Origin of the sequence: Streptomyces poonensis, from assembly GCF_014650915.1 — a bacterium.
GTDB classification, from domain to species: domain Bacteria; phylum Actinomycetota; class Actinomycetes; order Streptomycetales; family Streptomycetaceae; genus Streptomyces; species Streptomyces poonensis.
In genome coordinates this window covers 1-12365 of the sequence record NZ_BMVW01000005.1, presented here as the reverse complement: position 1 = coordinate 12365, position 12365 = coordinate 1, and the positions used below count along the sequence as shown (strand labels likewise).

Below are 12365 nucleotides of genomic sequence, written 5' to 3'. Positions count from 1 at the left end.
CCCGGAGCGGCGGACGGCTCCTGAGCGCGCCGCGCACCGGACGGCGAACGTCCCCGCCGTGCGGCGCGGGTAGCGTTCACCTCCATGCGCTCCATCCTGATCACCGGTCCCGGCGGCAGCGGCCGTACGACCGTCGCCGCGGCCACCGCACTGGCGGCCGCCCGCGACGGCGCCCGCACCCTCGTGCTGAGCGCCGACGGCACCGACAGCCTCGGTGCCGTGCTCGGCGTCCCCACCGGCACCGGACCCGTCGAGGCGGCGCCCGGACTCACCGCCTGGCGCCCCGACGCGGCCGAGGGCTTCCGGGCGGACCTCGTCGCCCTCCAGGAGCGCGCGGCCACGGCCCTCGACCTCCTCGGCGCCGCCCGCCTCGACGCCGAGGAACTCACCCCGCTGCCCGGCGCCGGGGAACTCGCCCTCCTGCGCGCCCTGCGCGACGCGGTCCTCTCGGAGGCGTACGACCTGCTCGTCGTCGATCTGCCCCCGGCCCCGCACGCCCTCGACCTGCTCGCGCTCCCCGAGGAGCTGCGCCGCTATCTGCGCCGGCTGCTGCCCCCGGAACGGCAGGCCGCCCGCGCCCTGCGCCCCATGCTCGGCCGCCTCGCCGGCGTGCCCATGCCCGCCGGGTGGCTGTACGAGACGGCCGCCCGCTGGGACGCCGAACTGGCCGCCGTCCAGGCCGTCCTGGCGGAGCGGGCCACGACCGTACGGCTGGTCGCCGAGCCCGGTCCGGCCGGCGCCGACCAGGTGCGTACCGCCGCCACCGGTCTCGCCCTGCGCGGCCTGCGCCTCGACGCGCTGGTCGCCAACCGCGTCCTGCCGTGCACCACGGGCGACACCTGGCTCGCCGGAGCCGTGGCCCAGCAGCGCAAGACCCTGGAGGAATGGCAGGACACGTACGGAAGCGGTCCGGACGCCTCCGTTCCGGTCCGCGAGGTGGCCCACCTCGGGCGCGATCCCCGCGGCGGTGACGACCTCCTCGCGCTGGACGTGCCCGGGGCCGGCCCGGCGCCCGCCCCGGTCGAGTGGCCCGTCGCCGACCGGCTCCTCGACGACGGCGAACTGATCTGGCACCTCCCGCTGCCCGGCGCGATACGCGAGGAGCTCGACCTGCTCCGGCGCGGCGACGAACTCGTCGTCACCGCCGGGCGGTTCCGCCGGATCGTGCCCCTGCCGTCGGCCCTGCGCCGGTGCACGGTGAGCGGCGCCTCCCTGCGCGAGGGGGAGCTGCGGATCCGGTTCGCGCCGGACCCGGAGCTGTGGCCGAAGGGCCGCTGAACGGCGCCGGACCGTCCGTGTGGCGGGCATGGTGAACCGCATGGCTCCGTTCGGGTAACGTCGAAGACACGAACCCCAGTCAGGAGTCCGCCATGAGCGAAGAGCGCCCCACGTCCGACGCCGCTCAGGAGGAGGCGGCCGACGAGGCGCGAGCCGCCCGCCCGGCCGACCCGGACGCCTGGGCGACGGCCTGCGAGGAGGACCTCGAGGCGGAGAAGGCCCGGCGCCGCGCGCAGTACGGGCCGCCCCCGGGCTCGGCCGCCGAGGAGCTGCGCAAGCTGGTCGACGCCGTCACCGACAAGCTGTCCGCCCTGCAGTCGCCGCTGTTCGGGGCGGCCGCCTCGGGCGCGGCCCAGCAGGTGGTGAACCAGGTGGTGCGCCAGGCCAGGGCCGCGGTCGAACCGGTGATCGAGCGCAACCCCCAGGTCTTCGACCATCTCGCCGCGGCCGGCTCCGAGCTGCTCGCCGCCTACCGCTCGGCGGTGGAGAACCAGGAGCGGCGCTGGACGCAGGGCGGCACCGCGCGGGACGAGGACCGGGACCGACGCCGGGACGGAGGCCGGGACGGAGACGACGACCCGGGCCCGGGGGAGCGCATCGACGTGGACTGAGGGTCCCCTCGGGTACGGTTGGCCGTAGCGGGGCTCGACCGAAACTGAGGGATTCATGGGACTCACCATCGGCGTCGACATCGGCGGCACGAAGATCGCGGCCGGCGTGGTCGACGAGGAAGGCAACATCCTCTCGACCCACAAGGTGCCGACTCCGGGCACGCCCGAGGGCATCGTGGACGCCATCGCCTCCGCCGTCGAGGGCGCGCGGGCCGGGCACGAGATCGTCGGTGTCGGCATCGGCGCCGCCGGCTATGTGAACCGCCAGCGCTCGACGGTCTACTTCGCGCCGAACATCGACTGGCGGCAGGAGCCGCTGAAGGAGAAGGTCCAGGCGCGGGTCGGCCTGCCGGTCGTGGTGGAGAACGACGCCAACGCGGCCGCCTGGGGCGAGTACAAGTTCGGCGCGGGCAAGGGCCACCGCAACGTCATCTGCATCACGCTCGGCACCGGACTCGGCGGCGGCATCATCATCGGCAACAAGCTGCGCCGCGGCCACTTCGGCGTGGCCGCCGAGTTCGGCCACATCCGGATGGTGCCGGACGGCCTGCTGTGCGGCTGCGGTTCGCAGGGCTGCTGGGAGCAGTACGCCTCCGGCCGCGCCCTCGTGCGGTACGCGAAGCAGCGCGCCAACGCCACCCCGGAGCGCGCCGAGGTCCTGCTCTCGCTGGGCGACGGCTCCCCCGACGGCATCGAGGGCAAGCACATCTCCATGGCCGCGCGGCAGGGCGACCCGGTGGCCGTCGACTCCTACCGTGAGCTGGCCCGCTGGGCCGGTGCCGGCCTCGCCGACCTGGCCTCGCTGTTCGACCCGTCCGCGTTCATCGTCGGCGGCGGGCTCTCGGACGAGGGCGAGCTGGTCCTCGACCCGATCCGCAAGTCCTACAAGCGCTGGCTCGTGGGCGGCAACTGGCGTCCGGTGGCCGACGTGATCGCCGCCCAGCTCGGCAACAAGGCCGGCCTGGTGGGCGCGGCGGACCTGGCCAGGGAGCCCGACCCGGTCATGTAGCCCGACCCGGTCAGGTAGCCGGACGGCTCCGTACAGCCGCCTGGATTCGTACGTTCGCACAGCCGCAGGGCTTCGTGCGGCAGCGCCCGTCGCGCCCCGGTCACGGGGGGCGGCGGGCGCCGCGTATCTTGACCGTCATGGCGACCACCACGGTGCTTCCCGCCTCCCGGACCGAGGCCGACGGCTCCGCCGTCGTACGGGTGCTGAGCTACAACATCCGCTCGATGCACGACGACACCGCCGCGCTGGCCCGGGTGATCGCGGCCTGTGCCCCGGACCTGGTGCTGATCCAGGAGGCCCCCCGGTTCTTCCGCTGGCGCAAGCAGCTGGCGCGGCTGGCGGCGGCCTCGGGGCTGGTCGTTCTCTCGGGCGGCGCCACCGCCGCCGGTCCCGCGCTCCTGTGCTCGCTCCGGGCGACGGTCGAACGCACCGAGGACGTCCTGCTGCCGCTCACGCCCGGCCTGCACCGGCGCGGCTTCGCGACGGCGGTCGTACGGTTCGGAGGTGCCCGGCTGGGAGTGCTCAGCTGTCACCTGAGCCTGCAGAAGGACGAGCGGTACGAGCAGGCCGGCCTGCTCCTCGACCGGCTCGCCGGGATGGGCGTGGACCACACGGTCGCGGGCGGCGACATCAACGACACCCCGGACGGCCGGAGCTTCAAACGGCTGGCCGCCGAGCTCCAGGACGGCTGGGCGACGGCCCCCTGGGGAGGCGAGTACACCTCGACGCCGACGGACCCGAAGAAGCGGATCGACGCGGTCTTCGCCGGGCGGGGTGTCGAGGTACTGGGCTGCGGGGTGCCCCAGGGCCACTCCGGGGTGACGGAGGCGGACCTGAGGGCGGCCACCGACCATCTGCCGGTGCTGGCCGCCCTCAGGGTGCCCGCGTCGTCCTGACCGGACTGGGCACTGGTCGCAGGCCGGTCAGACGACCGCGCCGCGTCCGGGGTCGTCGTCGTCTTCGTCGCCGTCCTTCATGCGCATCACCAGCGTGGCGAAGCCGCCGAGGAAGCCGCCTATCCCGAGGGTGGTCAGCCACCAGGTCATGTCCCAGCCGAGGAGCACGGCGAGGAGCAGCAGGACGGGCCCGCCGACCACCCCGAGCCAGGCGAACCTGGCCGTCGCGTCGGTCGCGGGCAGCGGGGGCGGCTCGGGCGGTACGAAGTGGCCCTCGCCGTCCTCGTCGTCCTCGTCGAGGTCGTCCTCGCCGGGCTCGGCCAGCCGGTAGTCGCGCGGTCCGCCGACGCCGGGCGCGAAGGCGACGGAGCTGCCCAGGGGTCTGGTCCCGGAGGGCCCGCCCTGCTCGTCGGACGGCTGGTCGGGGGCCTGCTCGCCGGACTTCCCGGTGGTGTCGTCCGGCTCCGCCTCCGGCAGCGCCAGGTCCTCGATCGACCTGAACGGCCTCGCGCCCGGCGGGTCCGGCGGCTCCTGCCCGTACCCGGCGACGATCGCCCGCCACGCGGCGTCCTCGTCGAACGGGACCTCCCGCTCGCCGCCCGACGGCATGCCGGACGGGGGCGTGCCCGGAGCCGTGTCGGGAGCCGGAGCCGCGCCGGAGGACGGACCGGCGGAGTCCCCGGACGAGGCGCCGCGGGCGTCGCCGCCGCGCTCGCCGAGGGGCGCCTCCTTCTCCTCCGGCTCGTGCCCGGAGTCCTGCTCAGCCACCAGTGGCCGTCCCTTCCTGCTGTTTCACCGACGCCGGCGCCGGGACCGCCTCCTCGCCGGCGTCGGCGGAGGGCGCGAGCCGGCCGATGAACGCGTGGCTCTCCTCGAAGATCAGATCCGCGTCGTTGTCCAACGTCGCGACGTGGTGACTCTGTTCCAGCAGGATCTCCGTGACGTCCGTCGACGACACCCGGCCGAGGATGCGCGCGGAGTCGGCCGGCGGCACCACGTGGTCCTCCGGGCTGCGCAGCAGCAGCAGCGGCTGGGTGACCTGCGGCAGCTCCTTGTCGACGAGCCGGAAGAAGGTCCGCAGCGAGTGCGCCGCGTGCAGCGGGACCTTGTCGTAGCCGACCTCGACGGCGCCCTTCTTCCTGATGTCGCCGGTCAGCCCCTTCGTCGTGGGGACGAGGTGGCGGAGCACGGGGAGGGCGTGCGCGGCCAGGCCGTGCACCTTGTTCGCCGGGTTGACGACGACGAGCCCGCTGATGTCGTCCCCGTGCTTCGCGGCCAGCCGCAGGGCCAGGGCACCGCCCATGGACAGCCCGAGGACGAAGACCTGCGCACAGCGCCCGCGCAGGGCGCGCAGCTCGCGGTCCACCTCCGCGTACCAGTCCTGCCAGCCGGTGAGCCGCATGTCCTCCCAGCGCGTGCCGTGCCCGGGAAGCAGCGGCAGCGAGACGGTCAGACCGCGCTCGGCGAGGTACTCCGCCCAGGGGCGCAGCGACTGCGGGGAACCGGTGAAGCCGTGGCAGAGGAGGACGCCGACCTCCCCGCCCTCGTGGCGGTACGGCTCGGCTCCAGGAAGGACCGGCACGTTCGGTCTCCTGTTCGGTGAGGAGGTGAGGACCGGGAAAACGGCCCCGACGCGGCACAGGCTTCGAGGCGTACTTCACCGTACGCGACCGCACTGACACCGACCAGGGCTTTCGCCACCCGGAACGACCTCCGGCGACCGCCGGGCACGGTCCGGGACGCGTTCCGCCTCCCGGACCGCCGGGCCGCACGTCACCGCTCCGGGTTAAGGTCTGATCGACGAAACACAGGAGGCACTCGGTTGTTGTACGGCGCGATGAAGGTGTCCATCGGAGGGCCGCTGAAGCTCGCCTTCAGGCCGTGGGTGGAGGGCCTGGAGAACGTCCCCGCCGAGGGCCCCGCGATCCTCGCGAGCAATCACCTCTCGTTCTCCGACTCGTTCTTCCTGCCCGCGGTCCTGGACCGCAAGGTGACGTTCATCGCGAAGGCGGAGTACTTCACCACGCCCGGCGTCAAGGGCCGGCTGACCGCCGCCTTCTTCAAGGGCGTCGGCCAGCTGCCCGTGGACCGTTCCGGGGCGCGCGGCGCGGGCGAGGCGGCGATCAAGAGCGGTATCGAGGTGCTGGAGCGCGGCGAGCTGTTCGGGATCTACCCCGAGGGCACGCGCTCGCCCGACGGCCGGCTGTACCGGGGCAAGCCCGGCGGCCTCGCGCGTGTGACCCTCGCCACCGGTGCGCCGGTCATCCCGGTCGCCATGATCGACACCGAGAAGATCCAGCCGCCCGGGAAGGTCGTGCCGAAGCTGATGCGCCCCGGCATCCGGATCGGCAAGCCCCTCGACTTCCGTCGCTACCAGGGCATGGAGCACGACCGCTTCGTCCTGCGCGCGATCACCGACGAGGTCATGTACGAGATCATGAAGCTCTCCGGCCAGGAGTACGTCGACATGTACGCGACGGCCGCCAAGCGGCAGCTCGCGGAGGCGGCGAAGGCGGAGAAGCAGGCCCAGAAGGAACGCTCGGGTTCGTAGACGCGTCCGTCAGGGGTGGGGGTGAGCCGTGTGCCCAGGCGCGAGCAAGTGATGAGGATGTCGGTCGAGCAGCCGCTGTGGCGTGCTCTGACCGCGTATCGCATCCTGACCCTGTTCTATGCGATAGGCCTGTTCGTCAGCGGCTACGACGAGTTCGTGCGTCCCGGTACGGCCATCGCCTACTTCGCCGTCCTCTTCGTGTGGACGCTGGCGACCCTGCCGAGGGTCGCCAACGCGGCCAGCTGCACCAAGCGGTTCCTCGCCGTGGATCTCACGCTCGCGCTCGTCGGCATCCTGCTCACCCGCGTCGCCGACGACGTGTCCCGGATCGAGGCCGGCGGTCCGACCCTGCCGTCGATCTGGACCGCCGGCGCCGTACTGGCCTTCGCCATCAAGGGCGGCTGGCGCTGGGCCGCCTTCGCCTCCACGCTGGTCGCCGCCGCCAACCTCGTCGAGCGGGGCGCCCCGACCCGCGACACCGTCCACAACGTCCTGCTCGTCACGATCGCGTCCATCGCCATCGGCTACGTCGTCGAGGTCGCCCGTGCCTCCGAGCGCACCCTCGCCCGCGCCCTGGAGATCGAGGCCGCGACGAGGGAACGGGAGCGGCTGGCCCGCGACATCCACGACAGCGTGCTCCAGGTCCTCGCCATGGTGCAGCGGCGCGGGACCGCCCTCGGCGGCGAGGCGGCGGAGCTCGGCCGGCTGGCGGGCGAGCAGGAGGTGGCGCTGCGCAGCCTGGTCTCCGGGGGGCTCGCCCCGGTCTCCCGGGTCTCGGAGGACGCGGCCGAGGGCGCGCTGGTCCGGCTGGTGGAGGAGCCGGACGCGCCGGACGGGACCGCCGAGGGCCCGGTGGACCTGCGGGCGCTGCTCACGCCGTACGCGGGCGCCAAGGTCACCCTCTCCGAACCGGGCGCCCCGGTGTCGCTCGCCCCGCTCACCGCGCGGGAACTGGCCGCCGCGGTCGGGGCGGCCCTGGACAATGTCGCACGGCACGCCGGCGCGGACGCGCGCGCGTGGATCCTGGTCGAGGACGAGCCGGACGAGGTGATCGTGACCGTGCGCGACGACGGCCCCGGTATCCAGGAGGGGCGGCTCGCCCAGGCCGAGGGCGAGGGCCGGCTCGGTGTCGCCCTGTCCATCCGGGGACGGCTGCGCGGCATCGGCGGCAAGGCCGAGATCATCTCGGTTCCGGGGCAGGGCACGGAAGTCGAACTGAAGGTACCGAGGTCCCACGAGGACACCACCGGCACACGGGGGAAGGCGGAGCGGAGATGACCGGGACACCGGGACGGACGAGCACGGAGCGGGCCGGGGCGGGGGCGGGACGGCGATGACGGACGGCACGGAGACGGAGCACGGGCCCGACGGGCCCGGGCGGCAGGGGCCGGTCAGGGTCATGGTGGTCGACGACCATCCGATGTGGCGCGACGCCGTCGCCCGCGACCTGACCGAGGCCGGCTTCGACGTGGTCGCCACGGCGGGCGACGGCGAGCAGGCGGTGCGCCGCGCCCAGGCCGCCGCGCCGGACGTCCTCGTCCTGGACCTGAACCTGCCCCTGAAGCCCGGTGTGCAGGTGTGCAAGGAGCTGGTGGGCGCGGACCCCGAACTCCGGGTCCTGGTGCTGTCGGCCAGCGGCGAGCACGCGGATGTGCTGGAGGCGGTGAAGTCCGGGGCCACCGGCTATCTGCTGAAGTCGGCCTCCACCGAGGAGCTGATCGACGCGGTGGGCCGCACGGCCGTCGGCGACCCCGTCTTCACACCCGGCCTCGCGGGCCTGGTCCTCGGCGAGTACCGGCGCCTGGCCGCCGAGCCCGCCCCGGCCCCGGGGACCGACGAGCCCGACACGCCCCGGCTCACCGAGCGCGAGACCGAGGTGCTCCGCCTGGTGGCCAAGGGCCTGAGCTACAAGCAGATCGCGGAGCGTCTGGTGATCTCCCACCGCACGGTCCAGAACCATGTGCAGAACACCCTGGGCAAGCTGCAGCTGCACAACCGCGTGGAGCTGGTGCGCTATGCCATAGAGAGAGGCCTCGACGGGGCGTAAACCCGTGAATGCACCCCATCGGGTGATCGTCGACTGATCCCTATTGATCAAGTCGCCCGTATTTCATCGGAATTGACCTTTCATGGCATGCCAAAGTGACCTGGATCACTATTAGCGTGACGGGTGTCAGGTGCCGTGCGTCTGTGACGCACGCCAGGCACGCGTATGGCGAAGGGACATTTCCATGCGGGTCGGAGTACTGACCGGAGGCGGCGACTGCCCCGGGCTCAACGCCGTCATCCGGGGCATCGTCCGCAAGGGCGTGCAGGAGTACGGCTATGACTTCGTCGGCTTCCGGGACGGCTGGCGAGGTCCTCTCGAGAACGACTCCGTACGGCTCGACATCCCCACGGTGCGGGGGATCCTGCCCCGCGGGGGCACCATCCTCGGCTCCTCACGCACCAACCCCCTCAAGCGGGACGACGGCATCCGGCGCATCAAGGAGAACCTCGCCAAGCAGGAGGTCGAGGCGCTCGTCGCGATCGGCGGCGAGGACACCCTCGGGGTGGCCGCCGAGCTGACCGACGCGTACGGCGTGCCCGTCGTCGGCGTGCCGAAGACCATCGACAACGACCTCTCGGCCACGGACTACACCTTCGGCTTCGACACGGCGGTCGGCATCGCTACCGAGGCGATCGACCGGCTGCACACCACCGCCGAGTCCCACATGCGCGTCCTCGTCGTCGAGGTGATGGGCCGGCACGCCGGCTGGATCGCCCTCCACTCCGGCCTGGCCGGCGGCGCCAACGTCATCCTCATCCCCGAGCAGCGTTTCGACCTGGAGCAGGTGTGCGCCTGGGTGACCTCGCGCTTCCGGGCCTCCTACGCGCCGATCGTGGTCGTGGCCGAGGGGGCCATGCCGAAGGACGGCGAGCTGGTGCTCAAGGACGAGTCGCTCGACTCCTTCGGGCACGTCCGGCTCTCCGGCGTCGGCGAGTGGCTGGCGAAGCAGATCGAGAAGCGCACGGGCAAGGAGGCGCGGACGACCGTTCTGGGCCATGTCCAGCGCGGCGGCACCCCGAGCGCCTTCGACCGCTGGCTCGCCACGCGCTTCGGGCTGCACGCGATCGACGCGGTCCACGACGGCGACTTCGGCAAGATGGTCGCCCTGCGCGGCACGGACATCGTCCGCGTCCCGATCGCGGAGGCCACGGCGAAGCTGAAGACGGTCGACCCGAAGCTGTACGAGGAGATCGGGGTCTTCTTCGGCTGACCGGCGGCAACCCCTCCGGCCGGCCTTCCGCGGGCCCGACGCACGGGCCGGACCGGACGGGCCGTCCTCCCGGCCCGTCCTCCCGGCCCGTGCGGCGGCCGCCTCCTAGCGCCGCGGGAACGCGCTAGTGCCCTGTACCTGCCCGATCAGCTCCCGTACGACCCCGGCGCCGCGCAGGGACAGCACCGACTCCGGGTGGAACTGCACACCGGCGAACCCGGGACCCCGCACCGCGTGCACCTCGCCCGACCCGCTCCGGCTGACCTCGACCCCGTGCGCCGCCAGCTCGGCCGCCGCCGCGTCGCCGCAGGCCGCCACGAAGCTGTTGTAGAAGCCGACGGTCTCGGTGCGCCCGAACAGGTCGATCTCCGTCTGCGCCCCCTGGTACGGGACCTCCTTGCGCACGATCTCCAACCCCAGCTCGGCCGCGATCAGCTCATGGCCCAGGCAGACGCCGAGCACACCGTGCCGGTGTTCCCGGATCACCTCGGCGGTCAGCTCCCGCAGGAAGCGCATCTTGGGGTCGCCCATGTCGGAGGGATCGCCCGGGCCCGGCCCCAGCACCACCGGGCCCTTGTGCGCGAGCACCGCCTCCCGCAGCCCCGGCGCGTCGTACCGCCGGACGGTGACCGTAAGGCCGCTCGACCGCAGCACGTGCGCGAGCATCGCGGTGAAGGTGTCCTCGCCGTCCACGACGAGCGCGTGCCCGGTGAGATCCGCGGACGGGGCCTGCATCCGCAGCCAGAACGGCGCCAGCGAGGACCGCCGCCCGTCGAGCGCCGCCCGCACCCGGGGGTCGTCCGCCAGCCGCGGCCGCGCCCCCTCCGTACGCGGCCTGCCGGGGCGTACGCCCAGCGCGGCCAGCACGCCCGCCGCCTTGGCGTGCGTCTCGGCGACCTCGCCCGCCGGGTCCGAGCCGCGCACGAGCGTGGCGCCCACCGCCACCTTCAGGCGGCCGTCCGCGGCGATGTCGGCGGTACGGATCAGGATGGGGGAGTCGAGGGTCTGGGACCCGCCCGCGTCCCGCCCGAGCAGCGCCAGGGCGCCCGAGTAGTACCCGCGGCCACCCACCTCGTGGCGTTCGATCACCCGGCACGCGTTCTGCACCGGCGACCCGGTCACGGTCGCCGCGAACATGGTCTCGCGCAGCACCTCCCGCACATCCAGCGAGGACCGTCCGCGCAGCTCGTACTCGGTGTGCGCGAGATGGGCCATCTCCTTCAGGCGCGGGCCGACCACGACCCCGCCCATGTCGCCGACCGTGCACATCATCTTGAGCTCCTCGTCGACGACCATCGAGAGCTCCTCGATCTCCTTGCCGTCGGCGAGGAAGTCCAGCAGGTGCTCCGGCGTCGGTCCCTGTGCCGGATAGCGGTACGTCCCGCTGATCGGGTTCATCAGGACCGTCCCGCCGGACATCCGCACATGCACCTCCGGGCTGGCCCCGACCAGGGTGCGGTCGCCGGTGTGCACGACGAACGTCCAGTACGCGCCCCGTTCGCCCGCCAGCAGCCGCCGGAACAGCGCCAGCGCGTCGGCCCTGCCGAACCCGGGGATCTCCCCCTCGTACGTCCGCCGGACCACGAAGTTGGCGCCCTCGCCCCGCCCGATCTCCTCGCGCAGCACCCGCCCGACGATCCCGGCGTACTCCTCGTCGTCCACGTCGAAGCCGCCGCCCTCGACACGCACGTCGTGCCCGGGCAGCTCGGCGAGCGCCCGCTCCAGCGGGATGCGGTGGGTCTCCTCGGGTGTGAGCACCGCCAGCGGTGTGCCGTCGTCGCGGACGTCGAAGCCGCGCTCGCGGATCTGGCGGAACGGCACGAGGGCGAGCCCCTCGTCGGGGAGATCGGCGAGCCGCTCGTACGTCGTGACCGGTCCGACCAGCAGCTCCACCGTCTCCTGGTCGTGACCGGGGGTGCGGCGGCGCAGCAGGGCGAACGGTCGGGGGTCGTCCAGCAGGTCGAGCAGGTGCATGGGGCGTTCCTCTCGGTGAGGCTCCGGTGGGCTCGCAGAGCCCGTGGAGCTCGGTGGGAGAGAAGCGGCCGTTCTCCTGCCGGAAAACACTGAAGGCCGCCTCTCGGGCGGCCTTCGCGAAGTGTGGGTACGCGCAGTCAGCGGGCCGCCGGAGGAGCGGTCCACCACCAGTTCTGGTTCTGGGTCGAGTGCGCGAACATGCCCGGCACCCTACCGGACGCGGGCTGCTCCGATCGAGCCTTCCTTCGAGCGGAGCTCGTCTCACTTGATGAGCAAGGGAATGGACGGCCGACACGACACCGTAATGTTGACGTCGTGACCGTGAACGCTAAGACCAGCGCGAGCGCTGGCAACACCTGGCGAGACCTGCCCGCGGCGCAGCAGCCCGAGTACCCCGACGTCGAGGCTCTGCGCGCAGTCATCGCGGACCTCGAGTCGTATCCGCCGCTCGTCTTCGCGGGCGAGTGCGACCAGCTGCGCGCCCGGATGGGAGCCGTCGCCAGGGGCGAGGCGTTCCTGCTCCAGGGCGGCGACTGCGCCGAGGCCTTCGACGCCGTGTCCGCCGACCACATCCGCAACAAGCTCAAGACGCTGCTCCAGATGGGCGCCGTCCTCACCTACGCGGCCTCCGTGCCGGTGGTGAAGGTGGGCCGGATCGCGGGGCAGTACTCCAAGCCGCGCTCCAAGCCGACCGAGACCCGCGACGGCGTCACCCTGCCGACCTACCGCGGCGACTCCGTCAACGGCTTCGACTTCACGGAGGAGGCCCGCGTCCCGGACCCCGAG

13 protein-coding genes are annotated in these 12365 nt (G+C 73.1%); 9 read left to right on the top strand and 4 right to left on the bottom strand.

The genetic code is table 11. The features are described 5' to 3' along the window. The first annotated feature begins 84 nt into the window (after positions 1-84). The 4 genes from IE242_RS14995 to IE242_RS14980 all read left to right on the top strand — a co-directional run bounded on the left by IE242_RS14995 (position 85) and on the right by IE242_RS14980 (position 3794). On the top strand, positions 85-1278 hold the full coding sequence (locus IE242_RS14995; RefSeq protein ID WP_189859312.1) for an ArsA family ATPase: 1194 nt from the start codon (positions 85-87) through the stop codon (positions 1276-1278). Between the two features lie 92 nt (positions 1279-1370). Further along, the gene (locus IE242_RS14990) at positions 1371-1889 is read left to right on the top strand and encodes a DUF5304 domain-containing protein (RefSeq protein WP_189859310.1); all 519 of its coding nucleotides are present in this window, start codon (positions 1371-1373) and stop codon (positions 1887-1889) included. A gap of 55 nt (positions 1890-1944) precedes the next feature. After that, on the top strand, positions 1945-2898 hold the full coding sequence (locus IE242_RS14985; RefSeq protein WP_189859308.1) for an ROK family glucokinase: 954 nt from the start codon (positions 1945-1947) through the stop codon (positions 2896-2898). 137 nt (positions 2899-3035) lie between these two features. Then, a complete protein-coding gene (locus IE242_RS14980; protein ID WP_189859306.1) occupies positions 3036-3794 on the top strand; it encodes an endonuclease/exonuclease/phosphatase family protein in 759 nt (252 codons plus the stop codon). Positions 3795-3821: 27 nt separating this feature from the next. On the opposite strand, the gene IE242_RS14975 is transcribed toward IE242_RS14980, so the two are convergent. Further along, complete coding sequence (locus IE242_RS14975; protein ID WP_189859304.1) at positions 3822-4562, bottom strand: hypothetical protein; 741 nt, start codon at positions 4560-4562, stop codon at positions 3822-3824. Further along, positions 4555-5376 carry an alpha/beta hydrolase gene (locus tag IE242_RS14970; protein WP_189859302.1) on the bottom strand — a complete coding sequence of 274 codons (822 nt, stop codon included), beginning with the start codon at positions 5374-5376 and terminating at the stop codon, positions 4555-4557. The genes IE242_RS14975 and IE242_RS14970 overlap by 8 nt, the downstream gene beginning before the upstream one ends. Before the next feature lie 255 nt (positions 5377-5631). Between IE242_RS14970 and IE242_RS14965 the strand changes: the two genes are divergently transcribed. The 4 genes from IE242_RS14965 (at position 5632) to IE242_RS14950 (ending at position 9605) form a co-directional block, all read left to right on the top strand. Beyond that, positions 5632-6345, top strand: a complete 714-nt coding sequence (locus tag IE242_RS14965) for a lysophospholipid acyltransferase family protein (RefSeq protein WP_229858987.1) — start codon at positions 5632-5634, stop codon at positions 6343-6345. Positions 6346-6375: 30 nt separating this feature from the next. Continuing rightward, complete coding sequence (gene macS / locus IE242_RS14960) at positions 6376-7623, top strand: MacS family sensor histidine kinase (protein WP_373299523.1); 1248 nt, start codon at positions 6376-6378, stop codon at positions 7621-7623. Between the two features lie 55 nt (positions 7624-7678). Further along, complete coding sequence (locus IE242_RS14955; RefSeq protein ID WP_189859300.1) at positions 7679-8392, top strand: response regulator; 714 nt, start codon at positions 7679-7681, stop codon at positions 8390-8392. Positions 8393-8576: 184 nt separating this feature from the next. Beyond that, positions 8577-9605: a 6-phosphofructokinase gene (locus IE242_RS14950; protein ID WP_189859298.1), complete on the top strand. Its 1029-nt coding sequence runs from the start codon at positions 8577-8579 to the stop codon at positions 9603-9605. 105 nt (positions 9606-9710) lie between these two features. Here the strand turns inward: IE242_RS14950 and IE242_RS14945 are convergent, their stop codons facing one another. Together IE242_RS14945 and IE242_RS39540 are read right to left on the bottom strand one after the other, a co-directional pair. Beyond that, positions 9711-11579, bottom strand: coding sequence for an anthranilate synthase family protein (locus IE242_RS14945; protein ID WP_189859296.1), 1869 nt, complete (start codon positions 11577-11579; stop codon positions 9711-9713). Positions 11580-11716: 137 nt separating this feature from the next. Then, positions 11717-11779, bottom strand: a complete 63-nt coding sequence (locus IE242_RS39540; protein ID WP_506417246.1) for a trp operon leader peptide — start codon at positions 11777-11779, stop codon at positions 11717-11719. Positions 11780-11894: 115 nt separating this feature from the next. Here IE242_RS39540 and IE242_RS14940 point away from each other — a divergent pair. Further along, on the top strand, positions 11895-12365 hold a 471-nt coding region (locus tag IE242_RS14940; RefSeq protein WP_189859293.1), incomplete at its 3' end, for a 3-deoxy-7-phosphoheptulonate synthase.